At 69.1% G+C, this 18,566-nt stretch carries 18 protein-coding genes; 7 read left to right on the top strand and 11 right to left on the bottom strand.

The genetic code is table 11. The features are described from left to right. The first annotated feature begins 93 nt into the window (after positions 1–93). Both BXU09_RS00950 and BXU09_RS00955 read left to right on the top strand, forming a co-directional pair. Positions 94–2,262, top strand: coding sequence for a TRAP transporter permease (locus BXU09_RS00950; protein ID WP_078299842.1), 2,169 nt, complete (start codon positions 94–96; stop codon positions 2,260–2,262). A gap of 96 nt (positions 2,263–2,358) precedes the next feature. Beyond that, the gene (locus tag BXU09_RS00955) at positions 2,359–3,567 is read left to right on the top strand and encodes an AI-2E family transporter (protein WP_168174534.1); all 1,209 of its coding nucleotides are present in this window, start codon (positions 2,359–2,361) and stop codon (positions 3,565–3,567) included. 174 nt (positions 3,568–3,741) lie between these two features. Here BXU09_RS00955 and BXU09_RS00960 read toward each other — a convergent pair whose 3' ends face one another. From BXU09_RS00960 to BXU09_RS00990, 7 genes are all read right to left on the bottom strand, one after another. Continuing rightward, a complete protein-coding gene (locus BXU09_RS00960; RefSeq protein ID WP_055362866.1) occupies positions 3,742–4,500 on the bottom strand; it encodes an ABC transporter substrate-binding protein in 759 nt (252 codons plus the stop codon). Positions 4,501–4,686: 186 nt separating this feature from the next. Next, positions 4,687–5,859, bottom strand: a complete 1,173-nt coding sequence (locus BXU09_RS00965) for an ABC transporter ATP-binding protein (RefSeq protein ID WP_078299848.1) — start codon at positions 5,857–5,859, stop codon at positions 4,687–4,689. Between the two features lie 274 nt (positions 5,860–6,133). Then, positions 6,134–7,210, bottom strand: coding sequence for a type IV pilus twitching motility protein PilT (locus tag BXU09_RS00970; protein ID WP_078299850.1), 1,077 nt, complete (start codon positions 7,208–7,210; stop codon positions 6,134–6,136). Continuing rightward, positions 7,207–8,076: a pantoate--beta-alanine ligase gene (gene panC, locus BXU09_RS00975; RefSeq protein ID WP_144012142.1), complete on the bottom strand. Its 870-nt coding sequence runs from the start codon at positions 8,074–8,076 to the stop codon at positions 7,207–7,209. Before panC ends, BXU09_RS00970 begins: the two co-directional genes overlap by 4 nt. A 46-nt stretch (positions 8,077–8,122) precedes the next feature. Next, complete coding sequence (locus tag BXU09_RS00980) at positions 8,123–8,491, bottom strand: phage holin family protein (protein ID WP_078299852.1); 369 nt, start codon at positions 8,489–8,491, stop codon at positions 8,123–8,125. A gap of 98 nt (positions 8,492–8,589) precedes the next feature. After that, positions 8,590–9,897: an adenylosuccinate lyase gene (gene purB, locus BXU09_RS00985; protein ID WP_078299855.1), complete on the bottom strand. Its 1,308-nt coding sequence runs from the start codon at positions 9,895–9,897 to the stop codon at positions 8,590–8,592. Between the two features lie 76 nt (positions 9,898–9,973). After that, positions 9,974–10,642 carry a hypothetical protein gene (locus BXU09_RS00990; protein WP_078299859.1) on the bottom strand — a complete coding sequence of 223 codons (669 nt, stop codon included), beginning with the start codon at positions 10,640–10,642 and terminating at the stop codon, positions 9,974–9,976. Positions 10,643–10,710: 68 nt separating this feature from the next. Here BXU09_RS00990 and BXU09_RS20805 point away from each other — a divergent pair, with 68 nt between their 5' ends. From BXU09_RS20805 to BXU09_RS01010, 5 genes are all read left to right on the top strand, one after another. Further along, complete coding sequence (locus BXU09_RS20805) at positions 10,711–10,887, top strand: hypothetical protein (protein ID WP_168174535.1); 177 nt, start codon at positions 10,711–10,713, stop codon at positions 10,885–10,887. A 115-nt stretch (positions 10,888–11,002) separates the two neighbouring features. Further along, positions 11,003–11,953 (top strand): histone deacetylase, encoded by a 951-nt coding sequence (locus tag BXU09_RS00995; RefSeq protein ID WP_078299863.1) that lies wholly within the window; start codon positions 11,003–11,005, stop codon positions 11,951–11,953. 192 nt (positions 11,954–12,145) lie between these two features. Further along, positions 12,146–12,772, top strand: a complete 627-nt coding sequence (locus BXU09_RS01000) for a cyclic nucleotide-binding domain-containing protein (protein WP_078299867.1) — start codon at positions 12,146–12,148, stop codon at positions 12,770–12,772. A 123-nt stretch (positions 12,773–12,895) separates the two neighbouring features. Continuing rightward, a complete protein-coding gene (locus BXU09_RS01005; protein ID WP_078299871.1) occupies positions 12,896–13,924 on the top strand; it encodes a DNA double-strand break repair nuclease NurA in 1,029 nt (342 codons plus the stop codon). A 47-nt stretch (positions 13,925–13,971) separates the two neighbouring features. After that, on the top strand, positions 13,972–15,759 hold the full coding sequence (locus BXU09_RS01010; protein WP_078304518.1) for an ATP-binding protein: 1,788 nt from the start codon (positions 13,972–13,974) through the stop codon (positions 15,757–15,759). 199 nt (positions 15,760–15,958) lie between these two features. Here BXU09_RS01010 and BXU09_RS01015 read toward each other — a convergent pair whose 3' ends face one another. The 4 genes from BXU09_RS01015 to BXU09_RS01030 all read right to left on the bottom strand — a co-directional run bounded on the left by BXU09_RS01015 (position 15,959) and on the right by BXU09_RS01030 (position 18,559). Beyond that, complete coding sequence (locus BXU09_RS01015) at positions 15,959–16,711, bottom strand: anti-sigma factor (protein WP_078299874.1); 753 nt, start codon at positions 16,709–16,711, stop codon at positions 15,959–15,961. A gap of 68 nt (positions 16,712–16,779) precedes the next feature. Then, the gene (locus BXU09_RS01020) at positions 16,780–17,325 is read right to left on the bottom strand and encodes a sigma-70 family RNA polymerase sigma factor (protein WP_144011917.1); all 546 of its coding nucleotides are present in this window, start codon (positions 17,323–17,325) and stop codon (positions 16,780–16,782) included. A gap of 101 nt (positions 17,326–17,426) precedes the next feature. Beyond that, positions 17,427–17,714: a twin-arginine translocase TatA/TatE family subunit gene (gene tatA, locus BXU09_RS01025; protein WP_078299878.1), complete on the bottom strand. Its 288-nt coding sequence runs from the start codon at positions 17,712–17,714 to the stop codon at positions 17,427–17,429. 107 nt (positions 17,715–17,821) lie between these two features. Beyond that, positions 17,822–18,559 carry a ferritin-like domain-containing protein gene (locus tag BXU09_RS01030; RefSeq protein ID WP_078299881.1) on the bottom strand — a complete coding sequence of 246 codons (738 nt, stop codon included), beginning with the start codon at positions 18,557–18,559 and terminating at the stop codon, positions 17,822–17,824. Between the last annotated feature and the right edge of the window lie 7 nt (positions 18,560–18,566).

Genomic DNA, 18,566 nt, shown 5'->3' on the forward strand with positions numbered 1-18,566 from the left:
TCAGCGGAACAGACGGAATCCGTATCAGACCAGCCGGGGCCAGCTACCGTGAGGACGCTGGCCCCCTCGCCTTGAACACATACCGAGGAATTCATGAGTGACCCTACCCGACCGATCAGCACTGACCCTGCCCTGACCCCGCCCGGCACCGAGATGACCGAGGGCGAACGCCGCGCCATCGAGATGGTCGAGGCCGCCGAGACCGGCGGACGCAAACTCGGAGGCTGGCAGCGGCCCCTCGTCACGGTGGTCGCCGTGGCGTGGTGCCTGTACCAGATGTACGCCGCGCAGGTCGGCAACATCGACACCCTGACCCTGCGCGCCACGCACCTGGGGTTCGCCTTCTTCCTGGCGTACCTGGTCTTCCCCTTCCGCAAGACGCCGGGCCGCCCGCAGACGCGCGTGCCCTGGTACGACTGGGTCCTGGGCATCGGCGCGACCGGCACCGCCGCGTACCTGATCACGCAGTACCCCAAGATCGCCGGCGAGCAGGGCGCCGTCCTGAACGCCACCGACGTGTGGGTGGGCAGCGGCATGGTGATCCTGCTGCTGCTGGCCGCGTGGCGAACCATCGGGATCGCCATGCCGATCGTGGCGGGCGTGTTCATGCTGTACGCCCTGACCGGCCCGCGCGGCCTGATCCGGGGTGACCTGGGCCCGCAGCTGCAGCTGCACGCCGGGCAGACCTGGCCGCAGGTGGTGGGCCAGCTGTTCGCGAATACCGAGGGCATCTTCGGGACGGCCATCGGCGTCTCGGCGCAGATCGTGTTCCTGTTCGTGCTGTTCGGCGCGATCTTCGACAAGCTCGGGGCCGGCGAGTGGTTCATGAACATCGCGCAGGGACTGCTGGGCGGTTTCCGGGGCGGCCCGGCCAAGGCCAGCGTGTTCAGCAGCGCCCTGAACGGCATCATCTCGGGCTCGGCGGTCAGTAACGTCGTGACCGGCGGGAACATCACCATCGGCACCATGAAGCGGGTGGGCTACACCGCCGAGAAGGCCGGGGCCATCGAGGTCGCCAGCTCCAGCAACGGCCAGCTGATGCCGCCCGTGATGGGCGCGGCGGCCTTCATCATGGCGCAGAACCTGAACATCGAGTACCGCACCCTGATTCTCGCGGCGGCCATCCCGGCGTTCCTGTGCTACGGCGCGCTGCTGGTCGCCACGCACATCGAGGCGCTGAAACTGAACCTGCGGGGCCTGCCGAAAAACGAGCTGCCGCGCGTCCGGCAGACGCTGATCAGCGGCTGGTACTACCTGCTGCCGCTGGGGTACCTGATCGGCACGCTGACCATCAACCCGGAAGCCAATCCGGAACGCGTGGCGCTGAACACCATCTTCGGGATGATCGGGATGATGTTCGTGCAGGAGGCCTTCTTCGCGGCGCGTGACGGGCGCGGCACGGGCCGGGGCCTGCTGGACGGCGGGCGCAAACTGATCGAGGCCTTCGAGGGCGGCGCGCGGTCCATGATCGGCATCGCCATCGCCACGGCCGCCGCCGGGATCATCGTGGGCATCGTGACCATCACGGGCCTGGGCTTCGGACTGGCCGACATCGTGCAGCTCGCCAGCGACGGCGTGCGCTCGCTGCTGGGCTTCGCGGGACCCGAGGTCGCGGGCTTCGCGGCGATCCTGATCGTGCTGGTCATGGCGCAGCTGATCGCCCTGATCCTGGGCATGGGCCTGCCCACCACCGCGAACTACATCCTGATGAGCGCCCTGATCGTGCCGATCATCGCCAAGGTCGCGGGTCTGGATACCGGCAACCCGGCCGAGATGCTGCCCGTGCACATGTTCGTGTTCTACTTCGGGATCATGGCCGACAGCACGCCCCCGGTGGCGCTCGCGGCCTTCGCGGCGGCCGCCATCAGCGGCGGGAACCCGGTCGCGACCGGCGTGCAGGCCTTCAAGTACGAGCTGCGCACGGCGCTGCTGGCGTACATGATGTTCTTCAACCCGGCCCTGCTGCTGATCGCGGGGGGACGCCTGAGCGGCCTGAGCTTCGCGGACGCCGTTCCCATGATCGTGTTCGCGTTCATCGGGCTGGTGGCGTTCACGGCCGCCACCATGCGGTTCCTGCACCGCCGCACGAACCCCGTGCAGATCCTGCTGCTGCTGATCGCGTCGTTCATCCTGATCATTCCCACGCAGCTCCTGTGGAACCTCGCGGCGCTGGCGCTGATCGCCGCCGTGTACTTCTGGCAGAAGGCCGCCGCGCGCTCCGAACCGCCCGCGCAGCCCCCGGTCACGCCGGTCCTCAGCTGACTTCAGGGTTGCCTGAAGAAACGCCCAAGCTTTCACGCCCCGGATTCCCCGTCCGGGGCGTTCCGCTGGCCCGGTGCGGGTGGCAGGATGGAAAGCGTGAGTTCCCCCTCCCCTTCCCCCTCCTCTCCTTCCGCGCCGCGCCGGGCGGTACCGGCAGCGGACTGGCGGCAGGCCCGCACGGTTCCGGAACTGCTCCGCGCCCTGTGGAAACTGCCGGCCGTTCGTCTGATCGTGTACGCCGCGCTGCTGATCGTGGGCGTGCGGACCCTGCTGTGGTGGTCGCAACTGCTGACCAGCGTGATCGTGACGGTCCTCGTCGCCTACGGACTGGCGTTCCTGGCCAACCCGGTGCTGTCGTGGCTACAGCGCCGCCGCGTGAGCCGGATGGTGGGCGTGCTGCTGATCGTCGTCCTGACGCTGGCCGTGACCACGCTGCTGTTCATGACCGTCAGTTCGCAGGTGACGGGCCTGATCAACGGCCTGCCGGACCTCGCGCGGAACCTCAAGGGTCTCCTGAACTCCAGCCTCGACCGGCTGGACAGCGTGAAGGGCGCCGAGGGCATCAAGGACAGCCTCTCGAAGTACATCGACGAGCAGACCGCGAACCTCACCACGAACACGGGCCTGCTGATGGAACGGCTCGTCAGTGCCGGCCCGGACGTGCTGGGCACCCTGACGTACCTGGTCGGCTGGCTGGGACAGGTGGGCTTCATCGTGACGCTCGCCATGTACTTCATGCTCGACTACGACCGGGTCGGTCACGGCCTGCTACGGGTGTTCCCGCGCCGCTGGCAGCCCACCGTGCTGCGCCTCTCGGAGGACGTCAGCGGCTCCTTCGGCGGGTTCCTGCGCGGCCAGCTGCTCCTGATGATCACCAGCGCCGTGCTGGCCAGCGCAGGCCTGATCGGGCTGGGCGTCCCGAACGCACTGGCACTGGGCCTGCTGAGCGGCCTGCTGAGCCTGATTCCTTACGTGGGGATTGTCGTGGCGGCCGCCGTGCCGATGCTGCTGGCTGTCGGTCAGGGGGCCGGGACCGTCGCGCTGGTGGCGCTGCTGTACTTCATCATCAACCAGCTGCAGGGCAACGTGCTGGGGCCGCTGATCATGGGCCGCACCGTCCGCCTCAGTCCGGCCGCGATCCTGATCGCGCTGCTGGTCGGACTGGCCGTCGCGGGCGTCACCGGCGCGATCCTGGCGGTTCCGCTCACGACCCTGCTGAAACGCTGGATGGAACGGTACTGGATGACCAGCCGCGCCTACCGGGGCAGCGCCGGGGCCGTCCCGCCCGAACCGTCCGGCCCGTAACTCCGGCCCTTGCAGGCAGACAGGAACGCCGGCCGGGAGGGCTGTGGCCGCCACCCCCGACCGGCGTTCCGGTACCGGTTGAACCGTGTTGACCGACCGCTTATCCCCGGGCCGACCCGTCGGCCGCTCTCATCCTGACTCCGGTTAAATGGCTAGAAAAAACCGGAGTCCGGATCAGTTGCTGCAGCGGACGTCGGTGCCGAAGTACTGGCCGCTCAGCTTGGCGTAGCTGCCGTCGCTCAGGGACTTGGCGAGGGCGGCGTTCAGTTCCTTCAGCAGGCCCGAGTTGCCCTTCTTGACGGCCATGCCGATGCGCTCGTTGAACAGCAGGCTTCCGGCGACCAGTTTGCCCTTCTGGGCTTTGACGAGGTCCAGACCCGTGAACTTGTCGCCCACCCAGGCGTCCACGCGGCCCGCCATCAGCGCGGCCTGCGCGTCAGTGTCCTTGGGGAAGGTCTTGACTTCCTTGATGCCCGGCACCTTGCGGACGTTCTCGAGGTAGGTGGTGCCGACCTGCACGGCCACCGTCTTGCCTTTCAGGCTGGCGGCCGTTTTCGGGCCGCCCACGCGACTGACGACCGCGCCGCCCGTGCAGTAGTGCGGGTTGCTGAAATCCACGGCCTTGGCACGCTCGGGCGTGATGCCGTGGCTGGCGATCACGAAATCGTAGCGGTCCTGTTGCAGTCCGATCAGCAGGCTGTCGAAGGGCTGCGTGACCCACTGGACTTTCAGGCCCAGCTGACGGGCCAGCTGGTTGGCGAGGTCCACCTCGAAGCCCGTCAGTTCCTTGCCCTTGATGACGTTGAAGGGCGGGAACGCGCCCTCGGTGGCGATCTTGATGGTGCCGCTCTTCTTGATCTCTTCCCAGGAGCGGGCCTGGGCAGTGGTGGCCAGCAGGGCCAGGGCGGTCAGGGTCAGCAGGGTTTTCTTCATCGGGACTCCTTGTTCCGGTTCGGCTGTGGTCCCGCCGGGGCGGGCCTCATCAGAAGCAGATTCCAGTGCTGGATACCGCGATTCTATCCCATCCGGGCGGGCACGCAGGACCCCGCGCGGGGGGGGAGGTCTGGACACGTAGCAACGCGCCGCCCCGCACAGGGGACGGCGCGTGACGGGCGGTATTCAGTCGGCGCTGACGGCGTGCGCGTACTCGTAGCCCAGGCCGGGGGTGTCGGCCTGACCGCGCGTTCCGGCGGGCGTACCACGGTCGATGGCGGCCTCGGTGGTGGTGTCGAAGGCGTGCATGCGGGTCTGGTCGATCAGCAGTTCGATGGGATCGCCGGGCAGCACGGTGGCCTGCCCCTCGACCTTCACGGTCAGGTTCTGGCCGTTCACGTCGATGATCAGGTCGGTCTGCGCGCCGAGCGGCTCGACGACCACGACCTGACCCTTCAGGACGTTGGTGCCGTGCGGCAGGTCGCTCATGCCGACCACGCCCACGTGCTCGGGGCGGATGCCCATGAACACGTCCTTGCCCTCGTAGGCCTTGACGCTCTGCGCGAGGCGGCCCATGGGGGCCACGCGGTTCTGGCCGATCACGAACTCGCCGTTCTGGATCCGGGCGGTCACGAAGTTCATGCTGGGGCTGCCGATGAAGCCGGCCACGAACTTGTTCTGCGGGAAGTCGTAGAGGTTCATGGGCGTGTCGACCTGCATGATCACGCCGTCACGCATGACGACGATGCGGTTGCCGAGCGTCATGGCCTCGACCTGATCGTGGGTCACGTACACGATGGTGGCGCCTAGGCGGCGGTGCAGCTGGCTGATCTGCGAGCGCATCTCGACGCGCAGTTTGGCGTCCAGGTTGGAGAGCGGCTCGTCCATCAGGAAGACTTTCGGCTCGCGGACGATGGCGCGGCCCATCGCGACGCGCTGACGCTGACCGCCGGACAGTTCCTTGGGTTTGCGGCCCAGCAGGTGCTCCATCTGGAGGATCTTGGCGGCCTCGCGCACGCGGCGGTCGATCTCGTCCTTGGGCGTCTTGCGCAGCTTCAGGCCGAAGGCCATGTTGTCGTACACGTTCATGTGCGGGTACAGGGCGTAGTTCTGGAACACCATGGCGATGTCGCGGTCCTTGGGCGGCACGTCGTTCACGACGCGGTCACCGATCTTCAGGATGCCGTCACTGATGTCTTCGAGGCCGGCGATCATGCGCAGCGTGGTGGACTTCCCGCAGCCGGACGGCCCGACGAAGACCATGAATTCACGGTCCTGGATGTGCAGGTTGAAGTCCTTGACCGCGTGGTGCTTGCTGCCGTAGCGCTTGTTGATGTGCTCGAGGATGACTTCTGCCATGGTGTGCCTACCTTTGCCCCTACTCTTACCCGCGAGTGGCCCAACGCCCGTGAAACCGGGGTTGGAGATCGGGTAACCGGGGTGCATGAACGAGAATGCCCGGGGTTTACGCTGACGCCTTGCTGACAGCCTGCAGTTTACCACGCCACCCAGCCGTTGCCAGTGCCCCTGGGGGCCGGTGTACAGACAGTGACCCGCCCCCAGGCCCGGGCGGCGCGGCTGGCCGGACGGGTGGGGGCGGGTCAGGGGTAACGGTTCCGGAAGACCGGTCCGGTCAGTACGCGACGCCGCTGCGGGTGAGCATCAGTTTCAGTTCGTGCGGGCTGGTCGCGGCGGCCAGGGCCTCGTCCATGGTGATCAGGGTGTTGCGGTACAGCTGCGACAGGTGCTGGTCGAAGGTGTGCATGCCGCGGATGTTGTCCTCGATCAGGGCGTCCTTGATCAGGTGGGTCTTGTCCTCGTCTTTCACGTACTCCTGAATCAGCGGGGTGTTCATCATGATTTCCAGGCCCAGCACGCGGCCCACGCCGTCGGCGCGGCGCAGCAGGCGCTGGCTGATGATGCCGACCAGCGACTCGGCCAGTTGCAGGCGCACCTGATCGCGCTCGTAGGGCGGGAAGAAATCGATGATGCGGTTCACGCTGCGCACGGCGTCCTGGGTGTGCAGGGTGCTCAGGACGAGGTGGCCGGTCTGCGCGGCGCTCAGGGCGGCCTCCACGGTTTCCTTGTCGCGCATCTCGCCGATCATGATCACGTCCGGGTCCTGGCGCATGGCGTACTTCAGGGCGGTGCGGAAGTCGCGGGTGTCGCTGCCGATCTCGCGCTGCACGACGATGCTCTTCTTGTTCTTGTGCAGGATCTCGATGGGGTCCTCGACCGTGATGATGTTGTACGCGAACGAGCGGTTGATGTGGTCGATCAGGCTGGCCAGGGTGGTGGTCTTGCCGCTGCCGGTGGGGCCGGTCACGAGGATCAGGCCGCGCGGCGCGTCGGCCAGCTGGCGCAGCACGTCGGCCGGGAGGCCCAGTGCGTCGAAGCCGGGAATGGCGTCCGAGACGATACGCATGACCATGCCGACCGCGCCGCGCTGACGGAACACGTTGCAGCGGAAGCGGCCCAGGCCCGAGACGCTGTACGCGAGGTCCAGTTCGTTGCGGTACGTGAAGTCGTCCCACTGGTCGGCGGTCATCAGGGCCTGCGCCAGCATCTGCGTGTCGGGCGGCATGAGCGGTTGCGTGCCGAACGGGACGAGCTGCCCGTCGATGCGGCCCATGGGGGGGCTGCCGGCCTGGAGGTGCACGTCCGAGGCGCGGCGGGTGACCATCTCGCGCAGCAGCTCGTCGAGGGTCACGCCGGGCTCACCGTGGGCTGGCTCGCTGTGGAATGGGCGGCGAGGGGCATGTTGTCGATCAGCCGGACCCCGAACAGGCGGGCGGCCACGAGGACGCGGTTCATGGGGTCATTGTCCATGATTTCCCTTTCATGCATGTCACTACCCACGACACTCAGGTAATCCAGACTCAGGTCGGCGGCGGTGTTCAGGACATCCAGTCCGGCCTGCCGCAACGCGGCGCTGCGGCGTTCCCCGCCCGCGTACGCGGCCTGCACGGCCCGCAGCGCCCGCGACAGCACGGCCGCCTGGGCTCGCTGATCGGCGTTCAGGTAGGCGTTGCGGCTACTCAGGGCCAGTCCGCTGTCCTCCCGGACGGTGGGCACGCCGCGCACGTCCACGTTCAGGTTCAGATCGCGGACCATGCGGCGGATGACGGCCAGTTGCTGCCAGTCCTTCTCGCCGAACAGCGCCACGTCCGGACGCACGAGGTTCAGGAGTTTCAGCACGACGGTCGCCACGCCCGTGAAGTGACCGGGCCGCGCCGCGCCGTCGAGCGGTTCGCTGACGCCGGACACGCTGACGCTGGTGCTGAAGCCGTCCGGGTACATGGTGGGCACGTCCGGGTGGAACAGCAGGTCCGCGCCGGCTGCGCCCGCCACACGCCGGTCGCCTTCCAGGTCGCGGGGGTAGCGGCTGAGGTCCTCGTTCGGCCCGAATTGCAGGGGGTTCACGAACACGCTGACGACCACGCGCCCGCCGGGCACGGCCGAGCGAGCCGCGCGGATCAGGGCAGCGTGCCCCTCGTGCAGGGCGCCCATGGTGGGCACGAACGCCACCGCGTGCCCGCGCAGCGCGGCGCGCAGGTCGGCCGGGTCCGTGATCAGCGTGGGTTGCGGGCCGACCTGCGGTTCGGGCGGGAGGGTCACGGCGTTAATCCCGGCCACCGTCCAGTTTCAGGGCGCCCACCACGGCGTCCAGCACCCAGGAGATCACGGCCAGGATGATGGCTCCGATGATCGCCGCGCCGAAGCCCGCGACGTTCAGGGCGGTGGCGGCCGCCACGAGGTACAGCACCACGCCGTTCACGACCAGCGTGAACAGGCCCAGCGTCAGGACGTTCACGGGCAGCGACAGCAGCAGCAGCACCGGGCGGATCAGGGCGTTCACGATGCCCATGACCACCGCCGCGATCAGGACGCTCACGATGTCCGCGCCCGGCTCGAAGCTCACGCCTGCGTACACGCGGGCCAGCAGGTACAGGGCCAGTGCGTTCACCAGCAACCGAAGAATGAAACCCATGCCCGCAGGATACGGGATGCGCCGCGCCGGAATGGGAACGCGCGCAGGAAGGGGGCCTCTCCCCCATTTCCCTGCGCGCCGGACGGAGTGGGCCGGGTTTACAGCCCGAAGCGGGCGTAGATGTCGTCCACGTGCCGCAGGTACCACGCCAGATCGAAGGCGGCGTCGAGTTCCGCGTCGTTCAGGGGGTTTTCCGGGTCGGCCCTGAGCAGGTCGCGCAGTCCCTCGCCCGTCTCCCAACTCTGCAGGGCGCTGCGCTGCACCAGGGTGTAGGCGGCCTCGCGCATCATGCCTTTCTCGTCGATCAGGGCGTGCAGGACGCGCTGGCTGAACACCAGTCCGCCCAGGTCGTTCAGGTTTTTCAGCATGCGGTCCGGGAACACCACGAGGTCGCGCAGCACGCCGGTCAGGCGGCGCGCGGCGTAACTGGCCGCACTCGTGGCGTCGGGCAGGATGACGCGTTCGGCGCTGGAGTGGCTGATGTCGCGTTCGTGCCACAGGGCCACGTTCTCCAGGCCGGTGGTCAGGAAGCCGCGCAGCAGCCGCGCGAAGCCCGTGACGTTCTCGGTCAGGATGGGGTTTTTCTTGTGCGGCATGGAGGAACTGCCGGTCTGGCCCTTCCCGAAGGGTTCCATGGCCTCGCGGACCTCGCTGCGTTGCAGGTGGCGGATTTCCACGCTGATGCGTTCCAGGGTCGTGCCGAAGATCGCCAGGGCCGAGAGCACCTCGGCGTGGCGGTCACGGGCGAGCGTCTGGTTGGTGACGGGCGCGGCCTGCCAGCCCCACGCGGCGGCGACTTCCTCCTCGACTTTCGGGGAGACGTGCGCGTACGTACCCACGCTGCCGGACAGCATGACGACCTGCACGCGCTTGCGGGCGGCGTGCAGGCGTTCGAGGTCGCGGTCCAGGGTGGCCATCCAGTTCAGGAATTTCAGGCCGAAGGTCATGGGTTCGGCGTGAATGCCGTGCGTGCGGCCCACGGTGGGCGTGTGCTTGAACGCCACGGCCTGCGTGCGGCAGACCTCGCGCAGCGCCTCGGCGTCCGTGATGATGATGCCCAGCGCCTCGTCCAGCAGCAGGTTCTGGGCGGTGTCGACCACGTCGGTACTCGTCAGGCCGTGGTGCACGAAGCGGGCTTCCTCGCCGTAGCGTTCGGTCAGGGCGCGGGTGAAGGCGACGATGTCGTGGCGGGTGACGGCCTCGATCTCGGCGACCCTGTGCGCGAAGGCGTCGTCCAGGGGGTCGGCCTCGCTGCGGGCGGTCAGGGCGGCGTGCGCCTCGGCGGGCACCTCGCCGTGGTTCGCCTGGGCGTGCATGGCGGCCAGTTCCACGCGCAGCCACGCGCGGTATCGGCTGGCCTCGCTCCACAGGGCCTTCATCTCGGGGGTCAGGTAACGGTCAATCACGCCCCCGACGCTAACACGCCCGCGCACCTGCCCGCCGCGCGGTGTCCAGTCCGGGCGGCGGGCAGTGGGATGCCGGTCAGGGTGACGGGGTGACGGGCGCCACGGTCACGCGGTCGCTGACGCCCGCCCACAGCAGCGAATGGCCGGGCACGTTCAGCGCCCCCAGCGGCAGGAACGCCCCCCAGCGCGGGTCCAGGGGCACGGCGTCCGGCAGCCCGGCGGCGCGTTGCAGGGCGTTCTGGTACGTGGAGCAGTCGAAGGCGTTCAGTTGCCCGTTCAGCTGGTACGGCGCGCCGCTCAGGCGGCGGATCCCGGCGTTCAGGGCGTCCAGGTGCTGCTCGCGGATCCCGGCGTCGATCACCAGGATCAGGTCGCGGTCGAGCAGACTGTCGGCGGGTCGCAGGCGCGCGCCGGTACCGACCACGCCGGTCTCCTCGCTGAGGGTCGCGGCCGCCACCTTGCGGGTCAGGTGCGTGCAGGCGCCCCACAGCGCGCGGGTGGTCTGGCAGGCGACGATCACGCTGCCGACCGGGGCGCGGCGGATCGCCTCGGACAGCGGCAGCACCCGCGACTGCGGCAGGCGCGAGCGGTAGATCAGGTCGGCGGGTTGCCACGCGGCGTCCGGCACGACCATGAGGCGGCCCAGGTCCGGGCCGACCGACGCGGGCAGACACCCGGACAGCAGGGCGGGCAGCGCGCACACGAGGGGCAGCGCGGCGAGGCGGACGGACGGGCGCAGGGTCACCCCTCCAGTGTGAAGCACGCGGGTACACTGCGGGCCGTGAACGGGTGGCAGTGTGCAGGGAGGCGGGCGTGCTGATCGGTCTGGTCGTGCTGATGCTGCTCAGCATCAACCTGGGCGGCCTGATGAGCGTGATCCTGCAACTCGGGCGAGGCGAGTGGCTGGCGGGACTGGGCTCGCTAGTGACGCTGATCGTGGTGGACGCGCTGGGCTTCCGGGTGCTGCGCGGCCTGCGCGGGCAGGACTGAAGGGCACCTGCATGCCGCGCTGTGGCCTGGGCTGTGGCTTCGCTTGCCGTGCGGCGGGGCGGGCTGCGGCAGACTGCCGGGCGTGACTGACTTCATACGGGGAGCGGCCGCTGCCGTGCCTGACGCCACTGAGCCTGACGCCGCTGAGCCTGTCCCGCCGGAGTCGGGGTTCCGGCACGCGTTCCGGGCGTACTCGCCGGCGGATTACGGGTTTCCGCTGCCGGACGGGCACCGCTTTCCGTACTACAAGTACGAGGGGGTGCGGCGGCGCCTGCTCCCGCTGCTGCCGGTGCTGGACACCCCGCCGCTGCGCTGGGCGGACGCGGCGCGCGTGCATGACCCGCACTGGCTGAGGCGCTGGCGGCGCGGCGAGGTGGACCGGCACGAGGAGCGCGCCTTCGGGCTGCCGTGGTCGCCGGGCGTGGTCGAGCGGGCGCAGCGGGCGGCCGGGGGGTCGCTGGCGGCGCTGCACGACGCGCTGCGGGTCGGGTGGGGCGCGAATCTGGCGGGCGGCACGCACCACGCCTTCCGGGACCGCGCCGAGGGGTTCTGTCTGGTGAACGACGCGGCGATCCTGACCCGCATCGCGCTGGATGACGGGCTGGCACAGCGGGTGGCGGTCGTGGATCTGGACGTGCATCAGGGCAACGGCACGGCGGCGCTGCTGGGTACCGAGGCGCGGGCTTTCACGCTGAGCGTGCATGGCGAGCGCAACTACCCGTTTCGCAAGGAGGTCAGTTCGCTGGATATCGGGCTGGGGGACGGCGTGACCGACCACGAGTACCTGTCTGTCGTGCGGGAGCGGGTGCTGCCGCCGCTGGAGGCGTTCCGGCCGGACCTGCTGCTGTACCTCGCGGGAGCGGACGTGCTGGCCGGGGACCGGTTCGGGCGCTTCGCGCTGACGCTGGACGGCGTGCGCGAGCGTAACCGCACGGTGCTGGGCTGGGCGCGGGCGGCGGGCGTGCCGGTGGTGACCATGATGGCCGGCGGGTACAACCACGATCATGCGCTGACGGTCGAGGCGCACGCGAGTGTCGTGCTGGACGGTCTGGACCTGCTGACCTGAACGCAGACAAGGGGGTGAGGACCGGGCGACCGGGGGGCTACTTTCCGAACTGGATTGATTTACTTTTCACAGTGTGAGCTGTGAACGTTTCAGGGTTGTACAAGGGTTGTACACTCTGGGCACAAGAGCAGGTTCAGCCCCCGGTTTTCCCCCTCAGCGCCAGTTTTTCAGCGCCAGTCCACAGGAGTCGCCATGACGTACCTTGCCCCCATCACCCTGCCCCAGAACCATGACCTGAACCGCACGGTGCGCCGTGGCCAGACCCTGTACTACGCCGGAGACAGCGCCCCCAGCCTCTACCGCCTCGAGAGCGGCCTGATGCGCGCCGTGCGCCTCACGCCCCAGGGCCGCAACCTGACCGTGCGGCACATCCGCCCCGGCGACATCTTCGGCGAGGAATGCCTGCACGGCCAGACGCGCGGCCATCAGGTCGTCGCCCTGACCGACACGGTCCTAGTGCCCATTCACCCGCAGCACCTCAGCGCCGCCGAACTGTGGGACCTGACCCGCAGCCTCAGCGCCCAGCTGCAGCGCATGATGACCGACGGCGTGCACATTCAGGACGGCGACCTGCGCGAACGCATCGCCCGCTACCTGCTGAACCTCGCCGACAGCACCCTGGGCGGCGCGCACAGCGACGGCACCCGCTTCGTGCGGGCCACGCACGAACTGATCGCCGAGGGCACCGGCGCCACCCGCGAGAGCGTCAGCAAACTGATCGGCGAGATGCGCGACGATGGCCTGCTGAGCCCCGCCTACCGCTGCCTGACCCTGACTGACGAGGACGGCCTGCGCCTCCTGAGCGGCTACCACGGCTGAACACCGCACCACCCCACCAGCGCCGCCTGTCCCGACCCGGACCGGCGGCGTTTTCACACACCCCAGGCACCGGCGCACCAGAGCAACGACCAAACATTCTGTCCAGCGCGTAGAATTGCGGGCATGCGTATTCGCCTGGACCCCTGGCCCGTGGACATCGAGGGCGGCCAGCTGACCCTGGACCCCTTCGACGGCACCCTGATCGACATTGAAACGCCGCGCTGGGCCGCCATCGCCGCCCGCCCCATCCCCCGTCAGCTGAGCACCGTGCAGGTGGTGGACGGCAAACGCCGCATGGAAGGCCGCGTGTTCGTGGAGGATGATCACGGGAACGTTGGGACGGGCGGTTTCGGGGCGTACGTGGTCGGCGCCGTCAGTCTGTGCCCGCACGGCTCGCGCGCCGCCGAACTGCTGGACGTGCGCGCCATGCGCGTTCTGGCCCATGCCCCGGCCCTGAAACTCGACCCGACCAGCCTCTCGCCGCGCGACCCGCACAGCGGCACGCTGCTGTACAACCCGGTCCCGACCGACAGCGCCGACCCGATGGCGCCGCTGCACCGCCTTCAGGCGCTGATGCTGGACGCCGAACAGACCCTCTCGCACGGGTACGCCTCGCTGGTACCGTCCGAGGAAACCGATGACCGCGAGGCTCTGACCTCGCTGACGTTGCAGGACGGCACGCTGCGGCGCGGCGGGGCCACGCTGGGCGGCGCGGTGGTCGGGTACGTGAAGACCATGCAGACGCAGTACCTGAGTGCCGACCGGGTGGGCCTGCTGAGCGACCTGAAACCCGGCGAACGCACCCCCATCCTGCACATGAAATCCGAGACGGGCCGCAGCACGCGCTTCACGTGGTACGTGCGCCTGTCCGGCGCCGCCTTCTACCAGCACCCCATGAGCGGCGTCATGCGTCTGGAGATGTACGCGCCGCCCGAACCGGACTTCCTGCCGCCCACCGTGCGCGAGGTCGCCAACCTCAGCGGCACGCTGCTGATGCGGCTGGGCAGTCACGCGCACAAGGACCCGCGCGCGCCGCAGAACCTGATTCCCACGGCGGCGCTGGAGCAGGCGATGGGCCGCAGCATGGGCAGCGCGGACCTCGTGACGCGGCGCATCCGGGCGCACATTGCGGGCCTGCAGGGGGTCGCGTGACGAACCTGAAGTTCGGCGGCCCGGACGTGGCGGGCGCGCAGGTGGGCATGGTGCTGGGCACGCAGGACGTGACGCCTGTGAGTTTCTGGTTCGCGGTGCTGCCCGGCGCGAGCGTGCAACTGGATGATCTGGTGGCGGTGCAGACGCGCAAACCGGACGGTTCGTTCGTCAATTTTTACGGGATCGTGGATCATGTGCGCACCCGTCATGAGGGCGTGACCTTCGACAGTGACGTGCAGGACGTCGCGGCGGGCCTGCTGCCGGCCAGCGTGAGTTACGCGGCGCGGGTGCTGGTGACGCGCGTGAACCCCGAGAATTTCATTCCGCCGCAGCCGGGCGACGGGGTGCGGCACGCGCGGGGCGACGACCTGCGCATGGCCCTGAGCGCCGACAAGATGGGCGAGAAGGCCTTCCCCGGCGGGCTGCTGGCCGACGGGCAGGTGCTGCCCATCAACTACCGCTTCGTGAACGGCGAGAACGGCGGGCACATCAACATCAGCGGGATCTCGGGCGTGGCGACCAAGACCAGTTACGCGCTGTTCCTGCTGCATTCCATCTTCCGCAGCGGCGTGATGGGCACGGGCGCGTCGGCGGGGCGGGCGCTGATCTTCAACGTGAAGGGCGAGGACCTGCTGTTCCTGGACAAGCGCAACCGCGAGGTCGAGTCCCGCGAGGCGCAGGCGCAGACGCAGAAGGGGCTGCCGGACCACCGGTACGCGCTGATGGGTCTGCCGGTCGAGGCGTTCCGGGACGTGCAGTTCCTCGCGCCGCCCCGGCCGGGCAGTGCGGGCGCGGCCATCGTGCCGCACGTCGAGCAGCGCGGCGAGGGGGTCACGCCGTTCCTGTACTCGCTGCGGGAGTTCTGCGCGCGGCGGATGCTGCCGTACGTGTTCGTGGACCGGGACGCCAGCGTGAACCTGGGCTTCGTGATCGGCAGTATCGAGGAGCGCCTGTACCGCATGGCGCAGCCCAGCGCGGGCGGCACGGCCGATACGCCGTACCTGACCGTGGACGACTGGCAGCCCGACACCGAGCAGGTACTGGACGAGGACGTGCGCTTCGACGAGATGGGCAGCGTGCGCATCAGCACCTTCGCGCAGCTGGTCGCGTACCTGGAATACAAACTGCTCGACGCGAACGACGGCGAGGGCGACCGCAAATGGGTCGGCAAGCAGTCCCCGGCCACCCTCCAGGCGTTCATCCGACGCCTGCGGGGCGTGCAGAAGCACCTGACGCCCCTGGTGCGCGGCGACGTGAGTGCCGAGCAGGCCGCCCGCTTCCGCCCGGACCCGCTGAAGCCCGGCGTGCAGACGACCGTGGTCGACATCCACACGCTGTCCGCCACCGCGCAGATGTTCATCGTGGGCGTGCTGCTGCGCGACCTGTTCGAGCACAAGGAACGCGTGGGGCGGCAGGACACGGTGTTCGTGGTTCTCGACGAGCTGAACAAGTACGCCCCCCGCGACGGCGACAGCCCCATCAAGGACGTGCTGCTGGACATCGCCGAGCGTGGCCGCTCGCTGGGCATCATCCTGATCGGCGCGCAGCAGACGGCCAGCGAGGTCGAGCGGCGCATCGTGTCGAACGCCGCGATCCGCGTGGTGGGCCGCCTGGATCTCGCGGAGGCCGAGCGGCCCGAGTACCGCTTCCTGCCGCAGAGCTTCCGCGCGCGCGCCGGGATCCTGCAACCCGGCACCATGCTGGTCAGCCAGCCGGACGTGCCCAACCCGGTGCTGGTCAACTACCCCTTCCCCGCCTGGGCCACCCGCCTGGACGAGGTGGACGACCTGCAGGGCAAGAAGGTCGAGGAAGTCGGCGAGGACTGGCTGTACTGAATGCTACGGACTCCGATTGAGTGGCTTGCAGAGCCGTTCAATCCGAGCGGAGCGAGAAGGAGAGAAACGGGTTCCGGGCGTGGAGTTGGCAGATCGGTGGTGTTCCGATCTGTCAACGAAACAGACGGAACCCGTATGGCATAGGAGAAGGCGGGCCGGGAGCATGATCTCCCGGCCCGCCTTCTCCACGCCCCGCGCGTTACAGCGACTGCACCAGGATCGGCTGTGTAGTGGGCTGCCGGCTGCCGCCGCGCGGTTCCACGCTGACCGCGATGGTCTGCCCCTCGTTCAGAGTGGGAATCAGGATGCCCTGCCCGTCGAACACGCCGGCCGATACTGGCGTCTCGTTCTCGATGCGCCACAGCTGGTACACGCGCTCGCTGGGGGCGGCGGCGGTCAGGTGCAGGTACGCGCGGCCGTCCGGCAGGCGGATCAGCTGACCCAGCGGCTGCCCGGCCGTGGCGAGTTCCTGCGTGACCGCGCCGGGCGCTCCGGCGAACTCGCTGAGCAGGTCGGTGGGCGCGGCGGGCCGCAGGAACAGCACGCCCAGCGCGACGGCCGCCACGAGTCCCAGCAGGCCCCCGCGCCAGTTCAATCGGGCGGGTCGGGCGGCCGGGGCGGCGCGGCCGGTGGGGAACAGCGGCTGACTGACCGGCGCGGCGGAGGCTGGCGCGGCGGGTGCTGGCGTGGCGGGCGCTGGTGTGGCTGGGGTCGACTGGACTGGGGCGGCAGGCCGCTCGGCGTGCAGGCGGGCCAGGAGTCGCTCCTCGGCCCCGGCGGGCACCTCGGCGGGAGGCAGGTCGTCCGGCAGGTGGTGCAGGGCCTCCAGGTCGGCGCGGTACTCGGCCATCAGGGCCGGGTCGGCGTCCAGCGCGGCCTGCACACGCGCCTCCTCCTCGGGAGTCAACAGGCCCAGCGCCAGGGCCAGAAGGTCGTCTCGGTTGATGGTCACGTGTCATTCACCTGCCTTGGGTGGCGTGAGAGGGCGGTCGGGCAGCGGGATGGAGCGGGATGGGAGGCTCAAGCGGGGCCGCCGGTACTCAGGTGGGCGCGCATCCGGTCGAGCGCGGCGCGCAGTCGAGACTTTACCGTACCGACGGGCAGGCCGGTGATGACGGCCAGTTCACTGTGCGAGTAGCCCCGGTAGTACGCGAGTTCCACCAGTTCCCGGTGCGTGCCCTCGAGGCCCTGCACGGCGCGTTCGGCCATGATGCGGTCGGCGGGGTCGGCGGCGGCGGTTGGGGCGTCCCAGTCCTCGATCTCGAGGCTGGTGTCGGGACGGTCGCGCAGTTCCTGCAGGAAGCGGTGGTGGGCGATGCTGACCAGCCAGGTCTTCGCGGCGGCCCGGCGTGCGTCGAAGCGTCCGGCGTGACGCCAGGCGTTCATGAACGCGTCCTGCACGCAGCTTTCCACATCGTCGGTCTGGCGGAGCATCCGGTGACCGAGGGAGTACAGGAGTCGCGCGTAGCGGCGGTGCAATTCCTGAAGCGCGTCCTCGCGGCCCTGGGCCATCGCCTGGATGAGTGCCTCGTCGGGCAGGTCGGGATGAAGGGAAGGCAGGCTCATGGGGTACTGGTCAGCCTATCAGGCCCGCCGGGGAGGGTTTGGTCGTGCATCCACCAGTTGGGCGATCAGTCGGGCACCTGCGGCAGGAACCGGAAGCCGTATCAGGCCTGGGGCGTGACGCTGCTGACCGGCACGGCCGTCACGGCCTGGGCGCTGATGGGGGTGGCGCTGACGGCGGCGGCTGTGACCGGCACGGGCTGCGCGGCGGGCGTGACAGCGGGGGTGGGCGCGTCGATGTTCATGCTGTCCTTCAGACCCTGGGTGCTCTTGCGGAATTCGCGCAGGCCGTTGCCCAGGCTCTTGCCGAGTTCCGGGAGTTTGCGGGGGCCGAACACGACCAGGGCGACGAGCAGGATCACGAGCAGTTCAGGGGCTCCGATGTTGGGCATGGTGTTCTCCTTGTGGTGGGAAGGCGGGGCCGGAAGGACGTGGGGGACGGGGGCCGCAGACGGCGACCTCCTCATCCCCCCGGATGATGCAGGATTGGTGTCCGGTGTCAGCTCTTGATCAGCGGCTTAACGATGGCGAGCACCTCGTCCATGCTCAGCGGTGCCCAGAAGTCGGTGGGGGTGGGTGAGAAGTCCCCGTCGAAGTCCGCGACGTTGGTGCTGGTGGGCTTCGCGTCGCTCTGCGGGGCGCGGCTGGTCTGGCGGGTGGGTTTCTTGTTCAGGTTCAGCTGGGTACGCAGTTCCTGGATGCCGCTGGCATGGTTGGCCTCGACGGCCAGGATGCTGGCGGCGGCGGTCAGCACGTCGCCGTTCATGATCTTGTCCGCCTGACCCAGGTAGGCGCGCACGCCGATGGGTTCGAAGGTGTTCGCCAGTGCCAGGAACAGTTCGTCGTTCACGGTCTTGGCCGTGCCGTCACTGTTGGTCAGCAGGGGGCTGAAATCGATGTTGGGTTTGGCGACGGGCGTGCCGCCCAGTTTCCGGATGGTGTCCTGAAGGGCCTTCACGTGAATGTTCTCGTGCTCGGCCAGTTCGCGGGCGTACTCGCGCACGCGGGCGTTCACCAGTCGGCTGGCGTAGGCACCGCTGCCGGTGAAGGCGTTGTAGAACTCGGCTTCCAGGTACTCAAGGGTCAGCGCGTAGTTCAGGATCACGAGGTCCTGCGCGGCGCTCTTGGTGCTGACGCTGGTCGCAGCCAGCGCGGGCAGGCTCAGGCCCCCCAGGGTCATGGCCCCGGCGCTGACGCCGGCGAATTTCAGGAAGGAACGGCGGTTGGGTGTGGTCATGGTGTGG

The sequence above is a fragment of the Deinococcus sp. LM3 genome, from assembly GCF_002017875.1.
Classification (GTDB): Bacteria; Deinococcota; Deinococci; order Deinococcales; family Deinococcaceae; genus Deinococcus.

Coding starts and splice junctions, on each gene's coding strand:
- BXU09_RS00980 (WP_078299852.1), bottom strand. CDS start 8,491: ATGGGTTTCATTCTTCGGTTGCTGGTGAACGCACTGGCCCTGTACCTG.
- BXU09_RS01005 (WP_078299871.1), top strand. CDS start 12,896: ATGCGTATTCGCCTGGACCCCTGGCCCGTGGACATCGAGGGCGGCCAG.
- BXU09_RS00965 (WP_078299848.1), bottom strand. CDS start 5,859: ATGGCAGAAGTCATCCTCGAGCACATCAACAAGCGCTACGGCAGCAAG.
- BXU09_RS00960 (WP_055362866.1), bottom strand. CDS start 4,500: ATGAAGAAAACCCTGCTGACCCTGACCGCCCTGGCCCTGCTGGCCACC.
- BXU09_RS01030 (WP_078299881.1), bottom strand. CDS start 18,559: ATGACCACACCCAACCGCCGTTCCTTCCTGAAATTCGCCGGCGTCAGC.
- BXU09_RS01000 (WP_078299867.1), top strand. CDS start 12,146: ATGACGTACCTTGCCCCCATCACCCTGCCCCAGAACCATGACCTGAAC.
- tatA (WP_078299878.1), bottom strand. CDS start 17,714: ATGCCCAACATCGGAGCCCCTGAACTGCTCGTGATCCTGCTCGTCGCC.
- BXU09_RS00950 (WP_078299842.1), top strand. CDS start 94: ATGAGTGACCCTACCCGACCGATCAGCACTGACCCTGCCCTGACCCCG.
- BXU09_RS01020 (WP_144011917.1), bottom strand. CDS start 17,325: ATGAGCCTGCCTTCCCTTCATCCCGACCTGCCCGACGAGGCACTCATC.
- BXU09_RS01010 (WP_078304518.1), top strand. CDS start 13,972: ATGGTGCTGGGCACGCAGGACGTGACGCCTGTGAGTTTCTGGTTCGCG.